Annotated in this window: 23 protein-coding genes; 1 reads left to right on the top strand and 22 read right to left on the bottom strand. The window is 73.5% G+C overall.

What is annotated here, in order from left to right; genetic code table 11:
* Positions 1-56: 56 nt before the first annotated feature.
* The 14 genes from H300_RS0122945 to pyrR form a co-directional block, all read right to left on the bottom strand.
* Positions 57-2,195 carry a primosomal protein N' gene (locus tag H300_RS0122945; RefSeq protein WP_028429247.1) on the bottom strand — a complete coding sequence of 713 codons (2,139 nt, stop codon included), beginning with the start codon at positions 2,193-2,195 and terminating at the stop codon, positions 57-59.
* A 158-nt stretch (positions 2,196-2,353) separates the two neighbouring features.
* Entirely contained in the window at positions 2,354-3,577 is a 1,224-nt protein-coding gene (gene metK, locus H300_RS0122940) for a methionine adenosyltransferase (RefSeq protein ID WP_028429246.1), read from the bottom strand.
* A gap of 212 nt (positions 3,578-3,789) precedes the next feature.
* Entirely contained in the window at positions 3,790-5,010 is a 1,221-nt protein-coding gene (gene coaBC, locus H300_RS0122935; protein ID WP_028429245.1) for a bifunctional phosphopantothenoylcysteine decarboxylase/phosphopantothenate--cysteine ligase CoaBC, read from the bottom strand.
* A 224-nt stretch (positions 5,011-5,234) separates the two neighbouring features.
* Positions 5,235-5,507: a DNA-directed RNA polymerase subunit omega gene (gene rpoZ, locus H300_RS0122930; protein ID WP_028429244.1), complete on the bottom strand. Its 273-nt coding sequence runs from the start codon at positions 5,505-5,507 to the stop codon at positions 5,235-5,237.
* A 40-nt stretch (positions 5,508-5,547) separates the two neighbouring features.
* Positions 5,548-6,105 carry a guanylate kinase gene (gene gmk / locus H300_RS0122925; protein ID WP_028429243.1) on the bottom strand — a complete coding sequence of 186 codons (558 nt, stop codon included), beginning with the start codon at positions 6,103-6,105 and terminating at the stop codon, positions 5,548-5,550.
* A gap of 97 nt (positions 6,106-6,202) precedes the next feature.
* Positions 6,203-6,523, bottom strand: coding sequence for an integration host factor (locus tag H300_RS0122920; protein WP_028429242.1), 321 nt, complete (start codon positions 6,521-6,523; stop codon positions 6,203-6,205).
* 299 nt (positions 6,524-6,822) lie between these two features.
* Positions 6,823-7,656, bottom strand: coding sequence for an orotidine-5'-phosphate decarboxylase (gene pyrF / locus H300_RS0122915; protein WP_028429241.1), 834 nt, complete (start codon positions 7,654-7,656; stop codon positions 6,823-6,825).
* Positions 7,653-8,768, bottom strand: a complete 1,116-nt coding sequence (locus H300_RS0122910; RefSeq protein WP_028429240.1) for a quinone-dependent dihydroorotate dehydrogenase — start codon at positions 8,766-8,768, stop codon at positions 7,653-7,655. The genes pyrF and H300_RS0122910 overlap by 4 nt, the downstream gene beginning before the upstream one ends.
* 146 nt (positions 8,769-8,914) lie before the next feature.
* On the bottom strand, positions 8,915-12,253 hold the full coding sequence (gene carB, locus H300_RS0122905) for a carbamoyl-phosphate synthase large subunit (RefSeq protein ID WP_028429239.1): 3,339 nt from the start codon (positions 12,251-12,253) through the stop codon (positions 8,915-8,917).
* Positions 12,246-13,388, bottom strand: a complete 1,143-nt coding sequence (gene carA, locus H300_RS0122900; protein WP_028429238.1) for a glutamine-hydrolyzing carbamoyl-phosphate synthase small subunit — start codon at positions 13,386-13,388, stop codon at positions 12,246-12,248. Before carA ends, carB begins: the two co-directional genes overlap by 8 nt.
* Positions 13,385-14,005, bottom strand: a complete 621-nt coding sequence (locus tag H300_RS0122895; RefSeq protein WP_037981600.1) for a PH-like domain-containing protein — start codon at positions 14,003-14,005, stop codon at positions 13,385-13,387. Before H300_RS0122895 ends, carA begins: the two co-directional genes overlap by 4 nt.
* A complete protein-coding gene (locus H300_RS0122890; protein ID WP_028429236.1) occupies positions 14,002-15,297 on the bottom strand; it encodes a dihydroorotase in 1,296 nt (431 codons plus the stop codon). Before H300_RS0122890 ends, H300_RS0122895 begins: the two co-directional genes overlap by 4 nt.
* Positions 15,294-16,322 (bottom strand): aspartate carbamoyltransferase catalytic subunit, encoded by a 1,029-nt coding sequence (locus H300_RS28810; RefSeq protein WP_051270300.1) that lies wholly within the window; start codon positions 16,320-16,322, stop codon positions 15,294-15,296. The genes H300_RS0122890 and H300_RS28810 overlap by 4 nt, the downstream gene beginning before the upstream one ends.
* 90 nt (positions 16,323-16,412) lie before the next feature.
* A complete protein-coding gene (pyrR, locus tag H300_RS0122880) occupies positions 16,413-17,006 on the bottom strand; it encodes a bifunctional pyr operon transcriptional regulator/uracil phosphoribosyltransferase PyrR (protein ID WP_028429235.1) in 594 nt (197 codons plus the stop codon).
* Positions 17,007-17,212: 206 nt separating this feature from the next.
* Here pyrR and bldD point away from each other — a divergent pair, with 206 nt between their 5' ends.
* Complete coding sequence (gene bldD, locus H300_RS0122875; protein WP_028429234.1) at positions 17,213-17,713, top strand: transcriptional regulator BldD; 501 nt, start codon at positions 17,213-17,215, stop codon at positions 17,711-17,713.
* 129 nt (positions 17,714-17,842) lie between these two features.
* On the opposite strand, the gene nusB is transcribed toward bldD, so the two are convergent.
* From nusB to aroC, 8 genes are all read right to left on the bottom strand, one after another.
* On the bottom strand, positions 17,843-18,268 hold the full coding sequence (nusB, locus tag H300_RS0122870) for a transcription antitermination factor NusB (protein WP_028429233.1): 426 nt from the start codon (positions 18,266-18,268) through the stop codon (positions 17,843-17,845).
* A gap of 2 nt (positions 18,269-18,270) precedes the next feature.
* The gene (efp, locus tag H300_RS0122865; RefSeq protein WP_028429232.1) at positions 18,271-18,837 is read right to left on the bottom strand and encodes an elongation factor P; all 567 of its coding nucleotides are present in this window, start codon (positions 18,835-18,837) and stop codon (positions 18,271-18,273) included.
* A 70-nt stretch (positions 18,838-18,907) separates the two neighbouring features.
* Complete coding sequence (locus H300_RS0122860) at positions 18,908-20,023, bottom strand: M24 family metallopeptidase (RefSeq protein WP_028429231.1); 1,116 nt, start codon at positions 20,021-20,023, stop codon at positions 18,908-18,910.
* Between the two features lie 118 nt (positions 20,024-20,141).
* Positions 20,142-21,029: an AAA family ATPase gene (locus H300_RS0122855; protein ID WP_028429230.1), complete on the bottom strand. Its 888-nt coding sequence runs from the start codon at positions 21,027-21,029 to the stop codon at positions 20,142-20,144.
* Positions 21,030-21,187: 158 nt separating this feature from the next.
* The gene (gene aroQ, locus H300_RS0122850) at positions 21,188-21,640 is read right to left on the bottom strand and encodes a type II 3-dehydroquinate dehydratase (protein WP_028429229.1); all 453 of its coding nucleotides are present in this window, start codon (positions 21,638-21,640) and stop codon (positions 21,188-21,190) included.
* Positions 21,637-22,767, bottom strand: a complete 1,131-nt coding sequence (gene aroB, locus H300_RS0122845) for a 3-dehydroquinate synthase (protein ID WP_051270299.1) — start codon at positions 22,765-22,767, stop codon at positions 21,637-21,639. The genes aroQ and aroB overlap by 4 nt, the downstream gene beginning before the upstream one ends.
* Entirely contained in the window at positions 22,764-23,276 is a 513-nt protein-coding gene (locus H300_RS0122840) for a shikimate kinase (RefSeq protein WP_028429227.1), read from the bottom strand. The genes aroB and H300_RS0122840 overlap by 4 nt, the downstream gene beginning before the upstream one ends.
* Positions 23,273-24,457, bottom strand: a complete 1,185-nt coding sequence (aroC, locus tag H300_RS0122835) for a chorismate synthase (protein WP_028429226.1) — start codon at positions 24,455-24,457, stop codon at positions 23,273-23,275. The genes H300_RS0122840 and aroC overlap by 4 nt, the downstream gene beginning before the upstream one ends.
* Positions 24,458-24,489: the final 32 nt, after the last annotated feature.

Raw genomic sequence — 24,489 nt, 5'->3', positions numbered from 1 at the left:
CGGCGGCGCGTCGGCGCGGGCACTCCGGTGTGCCTCCCGCGGCGCCGGGCGGCGGGTCAGCCGATGTCCGGCGGGTCGATCCGCACCCGCACCGGGGGGCCGTCGCGGCGGGACAGCCGCCCGGCCTGGGCCGTCTTCAACGCGGCCGCAAGCGCGGCCCCGGTGCCGGGCGGAACCCGTACCAGCGCCCGCTCCCACTGGGCGCCCGGCGGCGGGTCACCGACCCGGCGCGGCCGGTCGCGGCCCGGCACGGGCAGCGGCACCGGGCCCATCACCTCGGCCTGCGGGGGCAGTCCGGCCGCGACGAGGAACGGCCCCACGGCGCCCTCCGGCGCGCTGACCGCCGCCATCCGGGAGACCGGCGGGTAGCCCAGTTCGGCCCGGTCCGCCAGCTCCCGGGCGGCATGCCCCTCCGGGTCCCAGCGGACCAGCGCCTGCACCGGGCGCAGTACGGGTTCGGCGAGCACCACCACCGTGCCGCCCTCGGACTGCGGACGGACCAGAGCCGAAGCGGCCAGCCAGCGCCGCAGCGCCTCCTCCCCCGCCCGCAGGTCGGGACGGCCCAGCAGCGCCCAGCCGTCGAGCAGCAGCGCCGCAGCGTAGCCGGGCCCCTCAGGGACCGGCTCGGCTCCGGGGGTGCTCACCACCAGGGACGGCTGGTCCGGGACGGTGTCGAGGACGTGGTCGCGGCCCGAGGTGCGCACCGGTACGGCGGGGAAGGCGCGGCCCAGCTCCTCCGCCGTCCGGCGGGCGCCGATGACGCTGGCCCGCAGCCGCGTCCCGTCGCACTCCGGGCACTGCCAGCGAGGGGCGGGCACTCCGCACCAGCCGCAGTGCAGGGCCTCGGCCGGCCCCTCGGAGCGGAGCGGGCCCCGACAGCGGCCGCAGCGGGCCGGCTCCCGGCAGCGCTCGCAGGCGAGACGGGGCGCGTATCCGCGCCGCGGCACCTGCACCAGCACCGGACCGGCGGCCAGCCCCTCCCTGGCGGCGTTCCAGGCGAGCGAGGGGAGCCGCGCGGTACGGGCGGCGGGGTCGCGCTCCTCGTCGTGCTCGCTGACAGTGCGGATCAGCGGGGCGGCCTGCCGGACCGCTGCCCGGTCGGCGGTGAGCGTCCCCGCCCAGCCGGTCTCGACCAACTGGGCGCCCTCCGCGGTGCGGGAGTGCCCGCCGAGCAGGAAGGCGGCGCCCTCGTGGGCGGCCCGCAGCAGCAGCACCTCGCGGGCGTGCGGCTGCGGCGCGTGGTCGTCGGCGTGCGCCGGGTCGGCGTCGTCCCAGAGGGCCACCAGGCCCAGGCCGCGCACCGGGGCGAACATCGCCGCGCGGGTGCCGATGACGACGGAGGCGGCACCGCGGCTCACCGCCAGCCAGCGGCGGTACCGCGCCTGCGGCCCGGCGTCGGCCGTCAGCAGCACGTGGTGCCCCGTGCCGACCAGCGCGGTGAACGCCGCGTCCACCCGGGCGGCGGCACGGCCGTCCGGCAGGACCGCGACCGCGCCCCGTCCCGCGGCGAGGGCCGCGGCCAGCGCGCGGGCCAGTTCGTCCGGCCAGCCAGGGCCGGGCAGCGCCGTCCACACCGCTCGGGGCGCCTCCCCCGCGGTGAGGGCGTCGAGGTAGGCCGGGCCGTGCGGGTAGCGGGACCAGCCGCCCGGCTCGGGCGGGCCCGGCCGGGCCGGGGGCTCGGGTGCGGGGCTCTTCTCGGCGCGGGCGACGCGGGGCGGGACGGCGAGTTGCACGACGTCGGCCAGAGCCCCCGCGTACCGGTCGGCGACGGCCCGGCAGAGAGCCAGCAGGGCCGGGGTGAGGACCGGCTCGGGGGACAGCACCTGGGCGATCGGGGCCAGCACGCCGGGGTAGTCGCTGTCGGCGCGGCGTTCGACGATGAAGGCGTTCATGAGTCTTCCGCCCTCGCGGCGGCCGTCCCGCTCCCCCGCGCCGAACCGCACCCGGACCCGCGCACCGGGCCGGGCGTCGGCGTCCAGCGCCGCGGGCACCGCGTAGTCGAAGTAGCGGTCGAGGTGGACCAGGCCCTTGTCCACCAGGACCCGCGCCACCGGCAGTTCGGCGGCCCGCTCGGCGTTCCGCCAGGTGCGCGGTCTCGCGCGCGGCGCGCCCTTGCGGACGGCGTCGCGGATCAGGGCGAGCTGCTCGGGCGGTGCTCCCGTCGCGGGCTCGGACCGGCCGTTTTCGCTGCTCACCCGTCCAGTACTAGCAGACGTGCCGGACAGTCCGGCGTCCTGTGCACCCGGGCGACGCGGAGGGCCCGGGTGCGCCGGTGCCGGACGCGCGCCGTGCGCGGACCCGGGCACCGGCTCACCGGCGCGGTCCGGGTCCGCGCACGCGGTGTGCGCTCCGGTCAGCGGCCGACCGCTGCGCGCAGTGCGTCGACCCGGTCGGCGCGCTCCCAGGTGAAGTCCGGCAGCTCGCGGCCGAAGTGGCCGTAGGCGGCGGTCTGGGCGAACATCGGCCGCAGCAGGTCGAGGTCCCGGATGATCGCGGCGGGGCGGAGGTCGAAGACCTCGGCGATGGCACTCTCGATGCTGGCGACCTCGGCGGTGGCGGTGCCGAAGGTCTCCACGAACAGGCCCACCGGCTCGGCCTTGCCGATCGCGTAGGCGACCTGGACCTCGCAGCGGGACGCGAGCCCGGCGGCGACCACGTTCTTGGCGACCCAGCGCATGGCGTAGGCGGCCGAGCGGTCCACCTTGGAGGGGTCCTTGCCGGAGAAGGCACCGCCGCCGTGGCGGGCCATGCCGCCGTAGGTGTCGATGATGATCTTCCGGCCGGTCAGTCCGGCATCGCCCATCGGGCCGCCGATCTCGAACCGCCCGGTCGGGTTCACCAGCAGCCGGTACCCGTCGGTTTCGATCTTTATGCCCTCGTCGACGAGGCCGTTCAGCACGTGCTCGACGACGAACTCCCGGATGTCCGGGGCCAGGAGCGAGTCGAGGTCGATGTCCGAGGCGTGCTGGGAGGAGACGACGACGGTGTCCAGACGGACCGCCTTGTCGCCGTCGTACTCGATGGTGACCTGGGTCTTGCCGTCGGGGCGCAGGTACGGGATCGTCCCGTTCTTGCGGACCTCGGAGAGCCGGTTGGACAGCCGGTGCGCGAGGGTGATCGGCAGCGGCATCAGTTCGGGCGTCTCGTCGCAGGCGTAGCCGAACATCAGGCCCTGGTCGCCGGCGCCCTGCCGGTCCAGCTCGTCGCCGTCCTCACCTTCGGCGGTGCCCTCGACGCGCTGCTCGTACGCGGTGTCGACACCCTGTGCGATGTCGGGCGACTGCGAACCGATCGAGATCGAGACGCCGCAGGAGGCGCCGTCGAAGCCCTTCTTCGAGGAGTCGTACCCGATGTCCAGGATCTTGCTCCGGACGAGGGTGGGGATGTCGGCGTAGGCCTTGGTCGTCACCTCTCCGGCGACGTGGACCTGGCCGGTGGTGATGAGCGTCTCGACGGCGACCCGGGAGGCCGGGTCCTGTGCGAGCAGAGCGTCGAGGATGGTGTCGCTGATCTGGTCAGCGATCTTGTCAGGGTGGCCCTCGGTGACAGATTCCGAGGTGAACAGGCGGCGGGACACATCGCTCCCTGGGGTTGCAGCGGCTGCTGGCTGATCGTTTTACGGGCCGACCGGGGGCTGCGCCACGGGACGGTCCGGTGACAGTTTATCCGTAGGGCCTCACGTGGTGGTCGTGGTGTCTCACAGAGCAACACGGAGTCTTCCAGGATCGGGGCGCACTGAACAGTGGGCGTGCCGGACCCCGGGTCCCGCGGACGCTGCTCAGGACGGGCTCAGCGGGCCGGCAGCCGCGGCACCACCAGGTCCCAGACGGTGTCGGCGAGTACCTCCTTGGGGCCGTGCGGCACCAGGGTCTCCCCACCACCGGCGGCCAGCACCACCGCCTCGTTCTCCGCCGACCCGAAGGTGCGGTCCTCCCCGACCTCGTTCACCACCAGCAGGTCGCAGCCCTTGCGGGCGAGCTTGGCGCGGCCGCCGGCGAGCACGTCCTCGGTCTCGGCGGCGAAACCGACGACCACCTGACCGCGCGCCGGCCGGTCGGCCGCGACCTCGGCCAGCACATCGGGGTTGCGGACCAGCTCGACCGGCTCCGGCTCACAGCCATCGCGCTTCTTGATCTTCCCTGCCGCGTAGTGGGCGGGCCGGAAGTCGGCCACCGCGGCGGCCATCACCACCGCGTCCGCATCGGCAGCCGCGGAGAGCACCGCCTCCCGCATCTGGAGGGCCGTGCCGACCGGGACGACGTCCACGCCGGCGGGGTCCGGCAGGGCGCTGTTGGCGGACACCAGCGTCACCCGCGCGCCGCGCGCGGCGGCGGTCGTGGCAAGGGCGTGGCCCTGGCGCCCGGACGAGCGGTTGCCGAGGAAGCGGACCGGGTCGAGCGGCTCCCTCGTGCCGCCCGCGCTGACCACCACGTGCCGCCCGGCGAGGTCGGCGAGGTCGGCGACCGGTACCGCTCCCCGGGCAAGCACCCGTCGGCAGACCTGGAGGATCGCCTGCGGGTCGGGCAGCCTGCCCTTGCCGGTGTCCGCACCGGTGAGCCGGCCGACGGCCGGCTCGAGCACCACCGCGCCCCGGGCGCGCAGGGCGGCGACGTTCTCCCGGGTGGCGGGGTGCTCCCACATCTCGGTGTGCATGGCCGGCGCGAACACCACCGGGCACCGGGCGGTGAGCAGCGTGTTGGTGAGCAGGTCGTCGGCCAGTCCGTGCGCGGCTCTGGCAAGGAGGTCGGCGGTGGCGGGGGCCACGACGACGAGGTCCGCCTCCCGGCCGATCCGCACGTGCGGGACCTCGTGGGCCGACTCCCACACTCCGGTGGCCACCGGGTTGCCGGACAGGGCGGACCAGGTGGCCGCGCCGACGAACTGGAGCGCGGCCTCGGTGGGCACGACCTGCACCCGGTGCCCGCTCTCGGTCAGGCCCCGCAGCAGCTCGCAGGCCTTGTAGGCGGCGATTCCGCCGCTCACGCCGAGTACCACCCGGTTGTTGTCCATCGCTTGCCCTCTCCCGCGCTGCCTGGCGCGCGCCGCTCGGCGCGCCCGTGTCCGCGACCGCCCGGGCGGGGTCCGCTGCCGGGTCTCCCCCGCACGACCGCCCGTCCGGTGTGCCGCACTTCCCCGGCGTCGCCGTTCGCGTCGGCCGCAGCGCCGGGAGGCGGGCGACGCACCGCGGGCCAGGCAGCGGCTGCTGCCTGGCCCGTCGGGTCGGGGACCGGTGCTCAGGTGGGCGGGGCCTCGACGGCCTCCGAGGTGAGCAGTCCGGCGTTGATCTCACGGAGCGCGATCGAGAGCGGCTTCTCGTGGACGTGGGTGTCCACCAGCGGGCCGACGTACTCAAGCAGGCCCTCACCGAGCTGGGAGTAGTACGCGTTGATCTGGCGCGCGCGCTTGGCGGCGTAGATCACCAGGCTGTACTTGGAGTCGGTGGCCTCGAGCAGCTCATCAATCGGCGGGTTGATGATGCCCTCGGGCGTGGAGATGGAAGAGGACACGCTCTGCCTTCCGACGGTGAAGAACGGGGACGCAAAATGATCAGTCGATACACACCAAGGTTAGCAGCTCAGCAGAGACGTCCTCGACCGAGGTATTGACGAGCGTGGTGTCGAACTCGGTCTCGGCGGCGAGTTCGACCCGGGCCGCGGCCAGCCGGCGCTCGACGACCTCGGGCGGCTCGGTGCCGCGCCCGGTGAGCCGCCGCACCAGTTCCTCCCAGCTCGGCGGCGCCAGGAACACGAGCCGGGCCTCCGGCATCGACTGGCGCACCAGCCGGGCGCCCTGGAGGTCGATCTCCAGCAGCACCGGCTCCCCGGCCTCCAGCCGCTCCGTCACGGCCTGCCGGGGCGTGCCGTAGCGGTTGCCGGCGAACTCGGCCCATTCCAGCAGCTCACCGTTGGCGACGAGCTTGTCGAACTCCTCGTCGGCGGTGAAGAAGTAGTGCACGCCGTGGCGCTCGCCCGGACGCGGGGAGCGGGTGGTGGCGGACACCGAGAGCCATACCTCGGGGTGGACCTTGCGCATGTGGGCGACGACCGTGCTCTTGCCGACCCCCGAGGGGCCGGAGAGCACGGTCAGCCGCGGACGTTCACTCATGCAGCGATTATCCCGGTTTCCGGGAGTGCTCCGCTCCCCGGGCGGCGGCTCGGGCCGCCCGGGGAACGCACGAGCACTCGGCTGTCTCAGTCGACGGTCAGTTGGCGCCGCCGAACTCGCGCTCCAGCGCGGCGATCTGGTTGGAGCCCAGACCGCGGACGCGGCGGCTCTCGGAGATGCCGAGCCGCTCCATGATCTGCTTGGCACGGACCTTGCCGACGCCGGGCAGGCTCTCCAGGAGAGCGCTGACCTTCATCTTGCCGATGACGTCGTTCTCCTGTCCCTGCTTGATGACGTCATGGAGGGAGCCGTTGGAGTGCTTCAGCCGGTTCTTGACCTCGGCGCGCTCCCGGCGAGCCGCTGCGGCCTTCTCGAGCGCGGCTGCGCGCTGTTCAGGGGTAAGGGGCGGAAGAGCCACGCCTTCGTCACCTCGGATGTCGAACTGTCGGATACGGATCGGTGAGGAACCTAGTAGCCCCGCAACCACGGGGCAACGAGCAACGCGCCTGTTCACGCCGCTCCCGACGGAGACTAGCGGTCACGGGCCGCAGAGTCAGCGAGAACGGCGGAAAAGTGCTGGTCAGCCTCATCAGAAACGGACTTTTGCGGGCAAATGACCGGGTGAATCGCGGGAATGCGGAATCGTTCCGGTGCCCTGTGACCCGGCCAGCGGCCCGGCGGGCGACCGAACGGGCACCGACCCCGGGACGACACCCGTCACCCGAGGGACTCGGCGAGTTCCGCAGCGTAGCGGTCGGCCGTCGCGCGCAGTCCGGACGGAGACGGCCCCGCCCGCAGCACGCCCCGGCTGACGCTGGGGAGCACCTCCCGGACGGCGCTGCCGAAGATCCGCGGAAGATCCGCCGGAGTCGCCCCCTGCGCCCCGATCCCCGGCGCGAGCAGCGGCCCGTTGATGCCCAGCGGGAACCCGGCGCGCTCCAGCGTGGCGCCCACCACGGCACCGAAGGAGCCGAGCGGCTCCGCCCCGGCGTTCTCCGCCGCGAGGTGGTCGAGCATCAGCCGCCCGACCTGCCGGCCGTCCGGCGCGGTGGCGCGCTGCACCTCCGGGCCCTCGGGGTTGGAGGTGAGCGCCAGGACGAAGACCCCGCCGCCGTGCCGGTGTGCCAGGTCGAAGGCGGGCCGCAGGGACTCGTAGCCCAGGTAGGGGCTGGCGGTCACGGCGTCGCTGAAGAGCGGGGAGCCCGGGTCGAGGTAGGCGCCGGCGTAGGCGGCCATCGTGGAGCCGATGTCGCCGCGCTTGGCGTCCATCAGCACCAGCGCCCCCGCGCTGCGGGCGTCCGCCACCGCGCTCTCCAGGACGGCGACCCCGCGGGAGCCGAAGCGCTCGAAGAAGGCCGACTGGGGCTTGAGCACCGCGACCCGGTCGGCAAGGGCGTCCACCACGGTGCGGGCGAAACGTTCCAGGCCGCCGACGTCGTCGGGCAGCCCCCACTCGGCCAGGAGCGCCGGATGCGGGTCGATGCCCGCGCACAGCGGGCCGCGGGCCTCGGTGGCGGCGCGCAGCCGCGCGCCGAAGGGTTCGGGGGTCACGGCGCGGGGTCCGCCTCACGGTTGTCGGCGCCGACGGCGTCGGCGAGGGTGGCGTGGGGCCCGGCCTTCACCCGTCGGGCCAGCCCGCGGTGCACGGACCTGGCCCAGAAGGGCCCCTGGTAGACGAGGGCGCTGTAGCCCTGGACCAGGGTGGCCCCGGCGAGGATGCGGCGCCAGGCGTCCTCGGCGCTGCTGATGCCGCCCACGCCGATCAGGACGAGCCGGTCGCCCACCCGGCGGTGCAGCCGGCGCAGGACCGCCAGGGACCGCTCCTCCAGCGGCGCGCCGGAGAGCCCGCCGGCCTCGGCCAGCAGTTCGGGCCCGCTGCGCAGGCCCAAACCCTCCCTGGCAACCGTGGTGTTGGTCGCGATGATGCCGTCGAGGCCCAGCTCGACGGCCAGATCGGCCACCGCGTCCACGTCCTCGTCGGCGAGGTCCGGGGCGATCTTCACCAGCAGCGGGACGCGCCGGCCGTCGACCGCCCGGTCGGCGGCCTCGCGGACCGCGGTGAGCAGCGGACGCAGCCGGTCGGCGGCCTGCAGGTCGCGCAGCCCCGGGGTGTTCGGCGACGAGACGTTGACCACCAGGTAGTCGGCGTGCGGGGCGAGCCGCTCGGCGGAGGCGACGTAGTCGGCGACGGCCTCGTCCTCGGGAACCGCCTTGGTCTTCCCGATGTTCACCCCGACGACGGTGCGGAAGACTTCGGCGCGGCGTGCCAGGCGGGTCGCGACGGCGGCCGAGCCTTCGTTGTTGAAGCCCATCCGGTTGATCAGCGCCCGGTCCCCGGTGAGCCGGAACAGCCGCTGCGGCGGGTTGCCGGGCTGCGAGAGCGCGGTGACGGTGCCGATCTCGACGTGGTCGAAGCCGAGCATCGCCAGGCCGTCGATGCCGACCGCGTTCTTGTCGAAGCCCGCCGCGAGGCCCAGCGGGCCGTGCATCCGCAGCCCCAGCGCCTCGGTGCGCAGCTCCCGGTACCGCGGGGCGAGTACGGCCGCCAGCAGCGAGCGCAGGACGGGGACACGGGCCACGCGGCGGATCCAGCCGAAGGCCAGCGCGTGGGCCTTCTCGGGGTCCATCCGCCGGAAGAGCAGCTGGAACAGCAGGCGATACATAGGAGCGGCGGTGCCTTCTGTACGGGCCGCGCGGGCGGCGGCCTGGGTGGGTGCGCGGAGGCGCGGGTGCACGGGTGCGCGGAGGCGCCGACGGTGAGGTGCCCCGGGGGCGTGGGAGGGGCGCCGGGGCACCCCTCCTGGACGCCTCACCCGGCGCCGGTGCTGCTCCCGGTCCGTGCGGAGTCCAGCCGGGCGGCGTGCTCCTGGAGGGAACGCACGCCGACCTCGCCGCGTGTCAGGGCCTCGATGCCCTGAACGGCGGCGGCCAGCGCCTGCACGGTGGTGAGGCAGGGCACCCCGCGGGCGACGGCCGCGGTGCGGATGTCGTAGCCGTCGAGGCGGCCTCCGGTGCCGTAGGGGGTGTTGACGATCAGGTCGATCCCGCCCGCGTGGATGAGCTGGACGACCGTCGGCTCGCCGTTCGGGCCCTCACCCTCGCTGTGCTTGCGGACGACGGTGGCGTGGATGCCGTTGCGCTTGAGGATCTCCGCGGTGCCGGAGGTGGCGACGAGCTCGAAACCGAGGGCGAGCAGTTCCCTGGCCGGGAAGATCATCGAGCGCTTGTCCCGGTTGGCCACCGAGACGAAGGCGCGGCCCTTGGTGGGCAGGGCGCCGTAGGCACCGGCCTGCGACTTGGCGTAGGCGCTGCCGAAGACGGTGTCGATGCCCATGACCTCGCCCGTGGAGCGCATCTCGGGACCGAGCACGGTGTCCACCCCGCGACCCTGCACGTCCCGGAACCGGGACCAGGGCAGCACGGCCTCCTTGACGGAGATCGGGGCGTCCAGCGGCAGGGTGCCGCCGTCCCCGGTGGCCGGCAGCATGCCCTCGCCGCGCAGTTCCGCGACGGTGGCGCCGAGCGAGATCCGGGCCGCGGCCTTGGCCAGCGGGACCGCCGTGGCCTTGGAGGTGAAGGGCACCGTGCGCGAGGCGCGCGGGTTGGCCTCCAGGACGTAGAGGATGTCCCCCGCGAGGGCGAACTGGATGTTGATGAGCCCGCGCACCCCGACGCCCCGGGCGATCGCCTCGGTGGAGGCGCGCAGCCGCTTGACGTCGAAGCCGCCGAGGGTGATCGGCGGCAGGGCGCAGGCCGAGTCGCCGGAGTGGATGCCGGCCTCCTCGATGTGCTCCATGACGCCGCCGAGGTAGAGCTCGGTGCCGTCGTAGAGCGCGTCGACGTCGATCTCGATGGCGTCGTCGAGGAAGCGGTCGATCAGCACCGGGTGCTCGGAGACGAGGCCCGCGTGCCGGTGCAGGTACTCGCCCAGCGAGGGCTCGTCGTAGACGATCTCCATGCCGCGGCCGCCGAGCACGTAGGACGGCCGGACCATGACCGGGTAGCCGATGCCGGCGGCGATGGCCTTGGCCTCGTCGAAGGAGTACGCGGTGCCGTACTTGGGCGCGGGCAGTCCGGCCTCGGTGAGGACCCGGCCGAACGAGCCGCGGTCCTCCGCCGAGTGGATCGCCTCCGGGGAGGTGCCGACGACGGGCACGCCGTTGTCCTTGAGCGCCTGCGCCAGCCCCAGCGGGGTCTGGCCGCCGAGCTGGACGACGACCCCGGCGACCGGCCCGGCCTGCGTCTCCGCGTGGACGATCTCCAGGACGTCCTCCAGGGTGAGCGGCTCGAAGTAGAGCCGGTCGGAGGTGTCGTAGTCGGTGGAGACGGTCTCCGGGTTGCAGTTGACCATGACGGTCTCGTAGCCGGCCTCGGAGAGGGCGAAGGAGGCGTGGACGCAGGAGTAGTCGAACTCGATGCCCTGGCCGATGCGGTTGGGCCCGGAGCCGAGAATGATCACCGCGGGCTTCTCCCGGGGCGCCACCTCGGTCTCCTCGTCGTAGGAGGAGTAGAAGTACGGGGTCCGGGCGGCGAACTCCGCGGCGCAGGTGTCGACCGTCTTGTAGACCGGACGCACGCCCAGGGCGTGCCGCACCTCGCGCACCACGTCCTCGCGCAGTCCGCGGATGCCGGCGATCTGCGCGTCGGAGAAGCCGTGCCGCTTGGCCTCGGCGAGCAGGTGCGGGTCGAGCCGCTCGGCGGCGGCCAGTTCGCGGGCCACCTCGTCCAGGAGGAAGAGCTGGTCGACGAACCAGGGGTCGATGTTCGTGGCCGCGAAGACCTCCTCGGGTGTCGCTCCGGCCCGGATCGCGCCCATGACGCTGTTGATCCGGCCGTCGGTGGGACGGGCGGCCAGGGCGAGCAGTTCCCGCTTCTCCTCCGGGCCGCCGGGCGGGCCGGTGAAGTCGAACTGGCTGCCGGTGCGCTCCAGCGAGCGCAGGGCCTTCTGCAGCGCCTCGGTGAAGTTGCGGCCGATGGCCATCGCCTCGCCCACCGACTTCATGGTGGTGGTGAGGGTGGAGTCGGCGGCGGGGAACTTCTCGAAGGCGAAGCGCGGCGCCTTCACCACCACGTAGTCGAGGGTCGGCTCGAAGGAGGCCGGGGTCTTCTCGGTGATGTCGTTGGGGATCTCGTCGAGCGTGTAGCCGACGGCGAGCTTCGCCGCGATCTTCGCGATCGGGAACCCGGTGGCCTTGGAGGCCAGCGCGGAGGAGCGCGAGACCCGCGGGTTCATCTCGATGACGATGATCCGGCCGTCCTCGGGATTCACCGCGAACTGGATGTTGCAGCCGCCGGTGTCCACGCCGACCTCGCGGATCACGGCGATGCCGATGTCGCGCAGGGTCTGGTACTCGCGGTCGGTGAGCGTCATGGCCGGGGCGACGGTGATCGAGTCGCCGGTGTGCACGCCCATCGGGTCGAAGTTCTCGATGGAGCAGACCACCACGACGTTGTCGTTGCGGTCGCGCATCAGCTCCAGCTCGTACTCCTTCCAGCCGAGGATCGACTCCTCCAGGAGCACCTCGGTGGTCGGCGAGAGGGTCAACCCCTGGCCGGCGATCCGGCGCAGTTCCTCCTCGTCGTGGGCGAACCCGGAGCCGGCGCCGCCCATGGTGAAGGAGGGGCGGACGACCACCGGGAAGCCGCCGAGGCCCTCGACCCCGGCCAGCACCTCCCCCATGGAGTGGCAGATGACCGAGCGGGCGGACTCGCCGTGCCCGGTCGCGGCCTTCACCGCGGTCACGACGTCCTTGAAGAGGTCGCGGTCCTCGCCCTTGTTGATGGCCTCGACGTTCGCGCCGATCAGCTCGACGCCGTACTCGGCGAGCGTGCCGGAGTCGTGCAGCGAGATCGCCGTGTTGAGCGCGGTCTGACCGCCCAGGGTGGGCAGCAGGGCGTCCGGGCGCTCCTTGGCGATGATCTTCTCGACGTACTCCGGGGTGATCGGCTCGACGTAGGTCGCGTCGGCGATCTCCGGGTCGGTCATGATCGTCGCCGGGTTGGAGTTCACCAGGATCACGCGCAGCCCCTCGGCCCTGAGGACGCGGCAGGCCTGGGTACCGGAGTAGTCGAACTCGGCGGCCTGGCCGATCACGATCGGGCCGGAGCCGATGACCAGGACGGACTGGATATCGGTGCGCTTAGGCACGCTGGCCCTCCATCAGGGAAACGAAGCGGTCGAACAGGTAGGCCGCGTCGTGCGGCCCCGCGGCTGCCTCGGGGTGGTACTGGACGCTGAACGCGGGCCGGTCGAGCAGGTGGAGCCCCTCCACCACACCGTCGTTGAGGCAGACGTGGCTGACCTCGGCCCGGCCGTAGGGGGTGTCGAAGACCCGGTCGGTGGGGGCGTCCACGGCGAAGCCGTGGTTGTGCGCGGTGACCTCGACCTTGCCGGTCGTCCGGTCCTGTACCGGCTGGTTGATACCGCGGTGGCCGTACTTGAGCTTGAAGGTGCCCAGGTCCAGCGCCCGGCCGAGGATCTGGTTGCCGAAGCAGATCCCGAACAGCGGGATGCCGCGCTCCAGCACCCGGCGCATCAGCTCCACCGGGTGCTCGGCGGCGGCGGGGTCGCCGGGCCCGTTGGAGAAGAAGACGCCGTCCGGGTCCGCCGCGGCGATGTCCTCGAAGGAGGCGGTCGCGGGAAGCACCCGCACCTCTATCCCGCGTTCGGCCATCCGGCGCGGGGTCATGCCCTTGATCCCGAGGTCGACGGCGGCGACGGTGAACCGCTTCTCGCCGACGGCCGGGACGGTGTAGGGCTCGGTCGTGGCGACCTCGCCGCACAGGTCGGCGCCCTTCATCTGCGGCGCGCCCTGCACCCGGGCCAGCAGGGCGGGCTCCTCGGCGAGCGCGTCGCCGGAGAAGATGCCCACCCGCATCGCCCCGCGCTCGCGCAGGTGGCGGGTCAGGGCACGGGTGTCGACCCCGCTGATGCCGACGACGCCCTGGGCGTCCAGCTCCTCGTCCAGGGTGCGCACCGAGCGCCAGTTCGATGGCCTGCGGGCCGGGTCGCGGACGACGTAGCCGGCGACCCAGATCCGGTGCGACTCCGGGTCCTCGTCGTTCACTCCGGTGTTGCCGATGTGCGGGGCGGTCATCACGACCACCTGGCGGTGGTACGAGGGGTCGGTGAGGGTCTCCTGGTAGCCGGTCATCCCGGTGGAGAAGACCGCCTCCCCGAAGGTCTCCCCCACCGCACCGTAGGCGCGGCCGCGGAACGTGCGGCCGTCCTCCAGGACAAGTACGGCGGGAGCACTGCCGGCTCCCCGGGCGGCGGTCGTCATCGTGCGCCTTCCTGATCGTGAGCGTCGTGCTGGTCGGCGGCCGCTTCTGCGGGGCCGCCGGAGAGTGCGTCCACGGCCGCCACCCAGGCGGCGTGCTCGGCGGAGGTGTCGGAGCGGAAACCGGAGTCCAGCCGGCGCCCGCCGAGCTGCCAGGTGACGACCAGCAGGCCGCCGGCCGTGGTCACCTTGCCGGCGATACCGGTGTCCAGGCGCGCGCCGCGCAGGTCCGCGGCGGGGATCCGGAAGTCCGCGGCTCCCGGTCGCCGCACGGTCAGGCCGCCGTCGTCGAGCGTGAGCCGGACCCGGCTGCGGGTGCCCAGTCCGTACGCCACGATCCGGTCGAGCCACTGCCCGGCGACGGTGGAGCCGTGGTAGCGCCCGTCCAGGGCGAGGCGCGGCTCCGGCCCGTCGGCCTCGTCCGGGGCGGGGGCCGGTGCGGGCAGGTCGCCCTGGAGGGTGCCTCGCCACTTCCAGCCCTCGCGCATCAGCCAGTACAGCAGCGCCACGAGGAGCAGCAGACCGACCACCCAGCCGATGCGGGCGGCCCAGTCCGTCACCTCCTGCGACCTGGGCTCGGCCGCGCCGTCCGCGAGGAGGGTCAGTATCGAAGGATTCACGCCAGCTTCCCGTCCACAACCGTTGCCCGGCCCCGCAGGAAGGTGTGCATCACCCGGCCCGGCAGCTCGCGCCCCCGGTAGGGGGTGTTGCTGCTGCGGGAGGCGAAGCCCGCGGGGTCCACTTGTCCACGGTAGGCGGGATCGGCCAGCGTGAGGTTCGCGGGCTCACCTGCCGAGACGGGACGTCCGTGCCCGGCGAGCCGGCTGATCGCCGCGGGCCGGAAGGACATCCGGTCGGCGACCTCGGCCCAGCCCAGCAGCCCGGTGTCGACCATGGTGTGCTGGACGACGGACAGGGCCGTCTCCAGCCCGACCATGCCCATGGCGGCGGCGCCCCACTCGCAGTCCTTGTCCTCGTGCGGGTGCGGGGCGTGGTCGGTGGCCACGCAGTCGATGGTCCCGTCGGCCAGCGCCTCCCGCAGGGCCAGCACGTCGGCCTCGGTGCGCAGCGGCGGGTTCACCTTGTAGACGGGGTCGTAGGAGCGGACCAGTTCGTCGGTCAGCAGCAGGTGGTGCGGGGTGACCTCGGCAGTGACGTTCCAGCCCTTGGACTTGGCCCAGCGCACGAGCTCCACCGAGCCGGCGGTGGACAGGTGGCAGATGTGCACCCGGGAGCCGACGTGTGCGGCGAGCAGCACGTCGCGGGCGATGATCGACTCCTCGGCGACGGCGGGCCAGCCGCCCAGGCCCAGCTCGGCGGAGACGATGCCCTCGTTCATCTGGGCGCCCTCGGTCAGCCGCGGCTCCTGGGCGTGCTGGGCGACGATCCCGTCGAAGGCCTTCACGTACTCCAGGGCGCGCCGCATGATGACGGCGTCGTCCACGCACTTGCCGTCGTCGGAGAAGATCCGCACTCCGGCGGCGGACTCGTGCATCGCGCCGAGTTCGGCCAGCTGGCGTCCCGCGAGCCCGACGGTGACGGCGCCGATCGGCTGGACGTCGCAGTAGCCGGACTCGGTGCCGAGCCGCCAGACCTGCTCGACCACACCGGCCGTGTCGGCGACGGGGAAGGTGTTGGCCATGGCGTGCACGGCCGTGAAGCCGCCGGCGGCGGCGGCCCTCGTCCCGGTGAGGACGGTCTCGGAGTCCTCCCGTCCGGGCTCGCGCAGATGGGTGTGCAGGTCCACCAGTCCGGGGAGGAGGACGAGGCCGCCCGCCTCGACAGTACGGTCGCCGGCTCCCGCGGGGGCTTCCAGCGCGGGCCCGACCTCGGCCACCCGCTCGCCGTCGATCAGTACGTCGGCGGTCTCGCCGCCCATGATGCTCGCGCCGCGGATCAGGGTCCTGCTCATGTCTGGTCGCTCTCCTCGGTGACGGTGCCGGCGTTCCGGGACGGGACTGCCGGGTGCGGCTCGGCGAGGGCCGCGGGATCGCTGACGGCCGGCTCCGAGCCGCCGAGCAGCAGGTAGAGGACGGCCATCCGGATGCTGACGCCGTTGGTGACCTGCTCCACCGCCGTGCAGCGCGGGGAGTCGGCCACGTCGGCGGTGATCTCCATGCCGCGGTTCATCGGGCCCGGGTGCATGACGAGCGCGTGCTCCGGCATCCGGGCCATCCGGCGCCCGTCCAGGCCGTAGCGGCGGGCGTACTCGCGCTCGGTGGGGAAGAAGGCCGCGTTCATCCGCTCCCGCTGGACGCGGAGCATCATCACCGCGTCGGACTTCGGGAGCACCGGGTCCAGCTCGTAGGAGACCTCGCAGGGCCAGCTCTCGATACCCACCGGCACCAGGGTGGGCGGGGCGACGACGGTGACCCGGGCGCCCAGGGTGCTGAGCAGCAGGACGTTGGACCGGGCGACGCGGCTGTGCAGGATGTCGCCGACGACGGTGACGTGCCGGCCGTCGAGGTCGCCGCCGACGGCGCCGCCGAAGCGGCGGCGCAGGGTGAAGGCGTCGAGCAGCGCCTGGGTGGGGTGCTCGTGGGTGCCGTCCCCGGCATTGACGACCGAGCCGCCGATCCACCCGGAGGTGGCGAGCCGGTGCGGGGCACCCGAGTCGTGGTGGCGGATGACGACGGCGTCCGCGCCCATCGCCTCCAGGGTGAGGGCGGTGTCCTTGAGCGACTCGCCCTTGGACACCGAGGAGCCCTTGGCGGAGAAGTTGATGACGTCCGCGGAGAGCCGCTTGCCGGCCGCCTCGAAGGAGATCCGGGTGCGGGTGGAGTCCTCGAAGAAGAGGTTCACGACGGTGCGGCCGCGCAGGGTGGGCAGTTTCTTGATCGGCCGGTCCGCGAGCCGGGCGAGTTCCTCTGCGGTGTCGAGGATCAGGACGGCGTCGTCGCGGGTGAGGTCGGCGGCCGAGATGAGGTGGCGCTTCATCTGTTCAGGCTCCGTGGGCTGAAAAGGCCGGGGCGCGCGGGCAGGCCGCGGCACGGCCCGGCGTGCGGGCGCGGCGGGTCGGGCGGGGAGCTACTGCTCGCCGGCCGGGAGGTGGTCGGCGGCCGGGAGGCTGTCGCGCCGGCCGAGCAGCACGTCGTCGCGGCCGTCCTCCTCGGAGAGCCGGACCTTGACCGTCTCGCTGTGCGAGGTGGGCAGGTTCTTGCCCACGTAGTCGGCACGGATCGGCAGTTCCCGGTGGCCGCGGTCGACCAGGACCGCGAGCTGCACCGCTCGGGGGCGGCCGATGTCGCCCAGGGCGTCCAGGGCCGCGCGGATGGTGCGGCCGGAGAAGAGCACGTCGTCCACCAGGACGACCAGCCGGCCGTCGACGCCGTCGCCGGGGATGTCCGTCCGCGCAAGGGTGCGGGCCGGGCCGAGGCGCAGGTCGTCGCGGTACATCGTGATGTCGAGCGAGCCGACCGGTGTCGGGCGACCGGTGATGTCCTCCAGCTTGGCCCCCAGGCGGCGGGCGAGGTGCACGCCGCGGGTGGGGATGCCCAGCAGCACCACGTCCTCGGCGCCCTTGGCGCGCTCGACGACCTCGTGGGCGATGCGGGTGAGGACGCGGGCGATGTCCGGTGCCTCCAGCACGGGACGTGCCGGGGTGGTGCCGTTGATGTTCATACGTGACGGAGCTCCTTCCCCGCCTCACGGGACGGGTCTTAAAGGACGCCGGAAAGTGCGTGCCCACTCTAGCAGGGGGCACGCACCGCCTCGCGGCCGAGCACATCGTCGCTGGTCGGCGCCCGAAGTGGTCCCCTCAGCTTGACGGCAGACATTACGCTGCGTAACCTCACAGTGAGTTACGAAAACCTCATCCGGGGAGCCATATGTCCAGCGAATACGCCAAGCAGCTCGGGGCCAAGCTCCGCGCCATCCGCACCCAGCAGGGCCTTTCCCTCCACGGCGTCGAGGAGAAGTCCCAGGGCCGCTGGAAGGCGGTCGTGGTAGGCAGCTACGAGCGCGGCGACCGCGCGGTGACCGTACAGCGTCTCGCCGAACTGGCGGACTTCTACGGAGTCCCGGTGCAGGAGCTGCTGCCCGGGACCACGCCGGGCGGCGCCGCCGAGCCGCCGCCGAAGCTGGTGCTCGACCTGGAGCGGCTGGCCCACGTGCCGGCCGACAAGGCCGGCCCGCTGCAGCGCTACGCCGCCACCATCCAGAGTCAGCGCGGCGACTACAACGGCAAGGTCCTGTCCATCCGCCAGGACGACCTGCGCACCCTCGCGGTGATCTACGACCAGTCCCCCTCGGTCCTCACCGAGCAGCTCATCAGCTGGGGCGTGCTGGACGCGGACGCCCGCCGGGCCGTCGCACACGACGACGTCTGACTCGCGCAATGTGAACTCCCGGCCGGTTCCGTGCTGATGACCGGCCGAACGGCGAACGGGCCCGGAACGCAGAAGCGTTCCGGGCCCGTTCGCCGTTCGGCTCGCGCCCGCCGGGCGGCGCCGGCGCGGTCAGCGGCCGAGGCTGGGCTTGAGCTCCTTGAGCCGGCCCAGCAGCCCGTTGATGAACCCCGGCGAGTCGTCGGTGGAGAACTCCCGCGCCAGCGACACGCACTCGTCGATGACCACCGCGTCGGGGGTCTCGTCCTCCCAGATGAGCTCGTAGGCACCGAGCCGCAGGATGGCGAGGTCGACCACCGGCATCCGGTCGAGCGGCCAGTCCACCGTGTGGGTGCCCAGCAGTTCGTCGATCCGGTCGATGTGGTGCGCGTAGCCCTCGACCAACTGCATGGTGTACTCGGTGACCGGCGGCTGGCGCTGGTCGCTGCGCGCGTGCCGCAGCCAGTCGGCGAGCACCTCGGTGACGGTGCTGCCCCGCTGGTCGGCTTCGAAGATGATCTGGAAGGCGCGCTTGCGGGCCTTGCTCCGAGCAGCCACGGTTAGCTGTTCACCCGGCCGAGGTACTCGCCGGTGCGGGTGTCGACCTTGATCTTCTCACCACTCGTGATGAACAGCGGCACCCCGATCTCGTAACCGGTCTCCAGCTTGGCCGGCTTGGAGCCGCCCGTGGAGCGGTCGCCCTGGACGCCCGGCTCGGTGTGCTCGATGACGAGCTCGACGGCGGCCGGCATCTCGACCGAGAGCGGGTTGCCCTCGTACATCGCCACCGTCGCCTCGAAGTTCTCGATCAGGTAGTTGGCGGCGTCGCCGACCACCTCGCGGGTGACGTGGATCTGGTCGAAGGTGTCCATGTCCATGAAGACGAAGTGCTCGCCGTCCATGTAGGAGAACTGCATGCTGCGTCGGTCGACGGTCGCGGTCTCGACCTTCGTGCCGGCGTTGAACGTCTTGTCGACGGTCTTGCCGGACAGCACGTTCTTCAGCTTGGTGCGCACGAAGGCGGGGCCCTTGCCGGGCTTGACATGCTGGAACTCGACAACGGACCAGAGCTGGCCCCCTTCGAGCTTGAGCACCATGCCGTTCTTGAGGTCGTTCGTGGTGGCCACGGTCGCGGAATCTCCTGAGACGCTGCTTCGGAAAACCAGGGAACCGGCCCGCCCGTGCCCCTGTTCCGGGCTAGAGAGCGAGCAGCTCCTTGGTCGTGATGGTGAGTAGCTCCGGCCCGCCGTCTGCTCGCGGGCGGACGACGAGTGTGTCATCGATCCGGACCCCGCCCCTACCCGGGAGGTGAACCCCCGGCTCGACGGTGACCGGCACACAAGCGTCCAGTTTACTCATGGCCGCCGGGCACAGCCGAGGGTCCTCACCGATTTCGAGCCCCACGCCGTGGCCGGTGCGCCCGCCGAGCGCCTCCCCGTACCCGGCAGCGGTCAGTACCGAGCGGGCGGCGCGGTCCACCGCACGGCACTCCGCCCCCGGCGCCAGAGCCTCCCGGCCGGCCCGCTGAGCTGCGAACACCAGGTCGTACAGCTCGACCTGCCAGTCGGCCGGTGGGGACCCGATGACGAAGGTCCGGCCGATCTGGCAGCGGTATCCGCGGTAGCGGGCGCCGAGCCGCACGGTGAGGAAGTCGCCCTCCTCCACCCGTCGGTCGGTCGGACTGTGGGTGCCGAGACCGGAGTGGCGGCCGGTCGCCACGGAGGTGGGGAACGCGGCGCCGTCGGCGCCGTGGTCGATGAGTCGACGCTCCAGCTCCAGCGCGAGGTGGCGCTCGGTACGGCCCACCAGAATCGACTCCAGCAACTCGCCGAGCGCCTGGTCGGTGATCTCGGCGGCGATCCGCAGCGCGGAGAGCTCCTGCCGGTCCTTCACCAGCCGCTGCTGCTCCACGACGCCGCCCAGGTCGGTCAGGCGGAGGGCGGGCGCGGCGGCGGCCAGCTCCCGGTGCCGGGCCACGGTCAGGTGGTGCTCCTCCACCGCCAGCCGCCGGGCGCCCGTCCGCAGCGCGAGTTCGGCCGCGGCGGCGGCCGGGTCCCCGCGGTCCGGCAGCTCGCGGACCCGCAGCTCGTCGTCCGGGTCCACCGGCCCCGGTCCGGGAGCCGACGGGCCCCCGGGCGGGCCGAGCAGGGTGTCCCGGCCGTCGGCGCCGAGCAGCAGGGCCGCGCGGGGCAGTTCGCGACCGGTCAGGTAGCGGAGGTTGGCGGCGCCGGAGACCAGCGCCGCCACCGCGCTGTCGGTCGCGGCGCAGCGGTCACGGAGGCGGTTCCGGCGGGCTGTGTGCACCTCGGGCATGTCCCGAGCGTACGAGCGCACCCGCGGGGGCGCCTGTCGGACGCGGCCGGACGGACCACCCGGACGGGCGGACACGGCCCGGCGAACGGGCGCGGTACGGCGACGCCGGGCCGCGCGGTCACCAGGTGGGCGGGCTGGCCAGGCTGCGGGCGACGATCTCGTCCAGCATGCGGGCAGTGGTGTCCACGTCCTGCCGCGAATTGTCGAGGATCGGCAGCCCGGAGCCGTACCAGCCGGCCATCCGGCCGTGGATTCGGGCGACCTCCTCATCGCTCAGCCGGCGGTTGCCACTGCGCTGCGCGTTGCGCTCCAGCACGACCTCCAGGCCGGGAAGCAGCACGACCGGTATCAGCCCGGGGCCGACGTGCCGCTTCCAGCCGCCGAGTCCGATCACCGGGCGGTCCGGGAAGACGGCGTCATCCAGGATGCAGGAGATCCGGTTGGCCAGGAAGTTGCGGGCGGCGAAGCCGCAGGTCCGCCGGGCCAGCCGGTACTGCGCCTCGGAGTGCTCGTTCCAACCGGTCTGCGGGTCGGCGAAACCGGCCCGTACCCATTCCCGCACGTCGTCGAGGCTGATGTGCGCGGTGGAGACCGGGCGACGGTCCGCCCAGTGACGCGCCACCGTCGTCTTCCCGGCGCCGGCGGGCCCGATGAGCAGCACCGCCACGGCCGCGTGCGCGGCGTCCACCGCGGCCGGGTCCGCCACCGCGGCGGGGATCTCCACCGGCCCGCCGGGCGGCAGCCGCACGTGGCCGGTGGCCTCCGCGGGCGGGCCCGGGGTGCGGGCGGCCGGCGGCGGCCCGGCGGGCCACGGCTGCTGCGGTGCGCCTGTCGGCGCGGGATGCGGCGGGGCGGGACGCGACGGCGCGGGGCCGGGCGGGGGCGCGGGGGCGGCCGGCTGCGGAGGCGCGGCGGGCTGCGGGACCGACGGCCCCGAGGCGGGCGGACGGGTGGGATGCGGAGGGCGCCCCGGAGGGTGCGGGTGCTGCGACCCGTAGTGCTGCATCCGGTCCCCACTCCGTTCCTGAGGGCAGTGTCCCGATGCCCGTCGCAGTCGTCGCCCGAACCGTATCGTCCCGGGCCGCCGTGGTGTGAACGGACCGGCGGGCCCGCGGGTGCCCGGCGGGCGGGACTTTCCCGCCCGCCCGTCCGCCGGCCGTCTCCTCAGCCGTCCAGCTCCTCGGCGAGCGCGCGCAGCGCGAGCCGGTAGGAGCCGATGCCGAAGCCCGCAACCGTCCCGCTGGCCACCGCGGCGACCACCGAGCGGTGCCGGAACTCCTCGCGGGCGTACGGGTTGGAGAGGTGCACCTCGATCAGCGGCGCGGTGCGCTGCGCCGCCGCGTCCCGCATCCCGTACGAGTAGTGCGTGAAGGCGCCGGGATTGAGTACCACCGGGAGCGAGCCGTCGGCCGCCTCGTGCAGCCAGCGGATCAGCTCGCCCTCGTCGTTGGTCTCGCGCACCTCCACCGCGAAGCCCAGCCGCTCGCCGAGCGCGGTGCAGCTCTCCACCAGGCCCGTGTAGGAGGTGCTGCCGTACACGTCCGGCTCCCGGGACCCCAGCCGCCCCAGGTTCGGGCCGTTGAGGACGAGGACCCGGCGTGGCGGGGGGCCGCTCACGCCGCGATCTCCGCGTGCGCGGCGAGCAGCATCGCCGGGTCGGGGCCCTCCAGGACGACGGGACGGGCCAGCCCGTCGAGCACGATGAACCGCAGCCGGTCGCCGCGGGTCTTCTTGTCGACCTTCATGGTGTCCAGCAGCTTCGGCCACTGGTCGCCCCGGTAGGTGACCGGGAGGCCGACGGACTCCAGGACGGCGCGGTGCCGGTCCGCGGTGGCGTCGTCCAGCCGGCCGGCGATCCGGCCCAGCTCGGCCGCGAAGACCATGCCCACCGCGACGGCGGCGCCGTGCCGCCACTCGTAGCGCTCGTTCTTCTCGATCGCGTGGGCCAGGGTGTGCCCGTAGTTGAGGATCTCCCGGCGGCCGGCCTCCCTGAGGTCGCCCGCCACGACCTCGGCCTTGACCCGGACCGACCGCTCGATCAGCTCGGCGGTGTGCGGCCCGGCGGGCGTGCGCGCGGCCTGCGGGTCGCCCTCGATCAGCTCCAGGATCGCCGGATCGGCGAGGAAGCCGGCCTTGATGATCTCGGCGAGGCCGCTGACGTAGTCGTGGACCGGGAGCGACTCCAGCGCGGCCAGGTCGCACAGCACGCCGGCAGGCGGGTGGAAGGCGCCGACGAGGTTCTTGCCCTCGGCGGTGTTGATGCCGGTCTTGCCGCCGACAGCGGCGTCCACCATGCCGAGCACGGTGGTGGGCACGGCCACCCAGCGGACCCCGCGCAGCCAACTGGCGGCGACGAAGCCGGCCACATCGGTCGTGGCGCCGCCGCCGACGCCGACGACGACGTCGCTGCGGGTGAAGCCGGTCTGCCCGAGCGCCTTCCAGCAGTACGCGGCCACCTCGGCCGTCTTGGACTCCTCGGCGTTGGGCAACTGCACGGCGATCGCCTCGTAGCCCTGGGCGGCGAGATCCTCGCGGAGCACCTCGCCGGTCTCGGCGAGCGCCTCCGGGTGCAGGACCGCCACCCGCTGGGCGGGGCCGATCAGCGCCGGCAGCTCGCCCAGCAGCCGGTGGCCGATGAGGACGTCGTACGGATCGGTGCCCGCGCTGCCGCCCACCGTGATCCGGACGGGTGCTTCGGGGGTCGGGGCTGGTCCGGTGTCGGCGTCGGTCACAGGGCCTGTCATTCCTTCAGCTCCAGAGCGTCGAGGACGCCGTCGGCGACCTCTTCGGGGGTGCGGTTCGCGGTGCCGACCACGGCCCGGGCGACCTCGGTGTAGAGGGGACGCCTGTCCTCCATCAGCCGGCGCCACTGCTGGCGCGGGTTGACGAGCAGCAGCGGCCGGGGGGCGTCGAGGCCGACGCGGCGGACCGCCTCGGCCACGTCCATCTCCAGCAGGGCGACGGGCCGGCCGGCGAGCAGGGCCCTGTTCTCGTCCGCCAGAACAGCGCCGCCGCCCAGTGCGAGCACGCCGTCGTGCTCCGCCAGCGCGGTGCGCACGGCGGAGCGCTCCAGTTCCCTGAAGCGCTCCTCGCCGTCGTCGAGGAAGATGTCGGCGACGGGCTTGCCCGCGGCGCGCACGACGTCGTCGTCGGTGTCGCGGAAGGGCAGGCCCAGGCGCTCGGCGAGCAGGGTGCCCACGGTCGTCTTGCCTACCCCCATCGGGCCGACGAGGACGAGCACCGGGCCGGTCACCGGACGGCCAGGTTGTCGAGGTAGCCGCGAACGTTGCGGCGGGTCTCCGGCACGCTGTCGCCGCCGAACTTCTCCGCGACGGCGTCGGCGAGGACCAGGGCCACCATCGCCTCGGCCACGATGCCGGCCGCCGGCACCGCGCAGACGTCCGAGCGCTGGTGGTGCGCCCTGGTCGCCTCGCCGGTGGCGACGTCCACGGTGGCCAGCGCCCGGGGGACGGTGGCGATGGGCTTCATCGCGGCCCGCACTCGCAGCAGTTCGCCAGTGCTGAGGCCTCCCTCGGTGCCGCCGGAGCGGCCCGAGCTGCGGCGCAGGCCCTCTTCGGTGCCGACGATCTCGTCGTGCGCCTGCGAGCCGGGCACCCGGGCGAGGTCGAAGCCGTCGCCCACCTCGACGCCCTTGATCGCCTGGATGCCCATCAGGGCCGCGGCGAGCCGGGCGTCCAGCCGGCGGTCCCAGTGCACGTGCGAGCCCAGCCCCACGGGGACGCCGTGCGCGGCCACCTCGACCACACCGCCCAGGGTGTCCCCGTCGGAGTGCGCCTGGTCGATCTCGGCCACCATGGCCCGGCTCGCATCGGGGTCCAGGCAGCGGACCGGGTCGGCGTCCAGGCGCTCCACGTCGCCGGGAACGGGTACCGCGCCGTACGGCGCCTGCGCCCGGCCCAGCTCCACCACGTGCGAGACCAGCTCGATGCCGGCCGTCTCCCTGAGGTACGAGCGCGCCACGGTGCCCAGGGCCACCCGTGCGGCGGTCTCCCTGGCCGAGGCGCGCTCCAGCACCGGGCGGGCCTCGTCGAAGCCGTACTTCTGCATGCCCGCGAGATCGGCGTGGCCGGGGCGCGGCCGGGTCAGCGGCGCGTTGCGGGCCAGTTCGGCGAGCTCCGCCGGGTCCACCGGGTCGGCGGACATCACCTGCTCCCACTTGGGCCACTCGGTGTTGCCGACCATGATCGCGACGGGTGAGCCGAGGGTGAGTCCGTGGCGGACACCGCCGAGGAAGGTGACCTCGTCGCGTTCGAACTTCATCCGGGCACCGCGGCCGTAGCCCAGCCGCCTACGGGCCAGCGCGTCGGCGACCGCCCCGGTGGTGATCGGCACGCCGGCGGGCAGCCCCTCGAGCGTCGCCACGAGGGCCGGTCCGTGCGACTCCCCCGCCGTCAGCCAGCGCAACCTGCTCAACGGTGCTCCTTCTGTTCGGGCGCGATCTGTTA

The organism is Streptomyces sp. TAA040, from assembly GCF_000424845.1.
This window is presented reverse-complemented; position numbering and strand designations above follow the sequence as displayed.

Coding starts and splice junctions, on each gene's coding strand:
- coaBC (WP_028429245.1), bottom strand. CDS start 5,010: ATGGACAACAACCGGGTGGTACTCGGCGTGAGCGGCGGAATCGCCGCC.
- gmk (WP_028429243.1), bottom strand. CDS start 6,105: ATGAGTGAACGTCCGCGGCTGACCGTGCTCTCCGGCCCCTCGGGGGTC.
- H300_RS0122910 (WP_028429240.1), bottom strand. CDS start 8,768: ATGTATCGCCTGCTGTTCCAGCTGCTCTTCCGGCGGATGGACCCCGAG.
- carA (WP_028429238.1), bottom strand. CDS start 13,388: ATGACGACCGCCGCCCGGGGAGCCGGCAGTGCTCCCGCCGTACTTGTC.
- H300_RS0122890 (WP_028429236.1), bottom strand. CDS start 15,297: ATGAGCAGGACCCTGATCCGCGGCGCGAGCATCATGGGCGGCGAGACC.
- H300_RS28810 (WP_051270300.1), bottom strand. CDS start 16,322: ATGAAGCGCCACCTCATCTCGGCCGCCGACCTCACCCGCGACGACGCC.
- pyrR (WP_028429235.1), bottom strand. CDS start 17,006: ATGAACATCAACGGCACCACCCCGGCACGTCCCGTGCTGGAGGCACCG.
- bldD (WP_028429234.1), top strand. CDS start 17,213: ATGTCCAGCGAATACGCCAAGCAGCTCGGGGCCAAGCTCCGCGCCATC.
- H300_RS0122860 (WP_028429231.1), bottom strand. CDS start 20,023: ATGCCCGAGGTGCACACAGCCCGCCGGAACCGCCTCCGTGACCGCTGC.
- H300_RS0122855 (WP_028429230.1), bottom strand. CDS start 21,029: ATGCAGCACTACGGGTCGCAGCACCCGCACCCTCCGGGGCGCCCTCCG.
- aroB (WP_051270299.1), bottom strand. CDS start 22,767: ATGACAGGCCCTGTGACCGACGCCGACACCGGACCAGCCCCGACCCCC.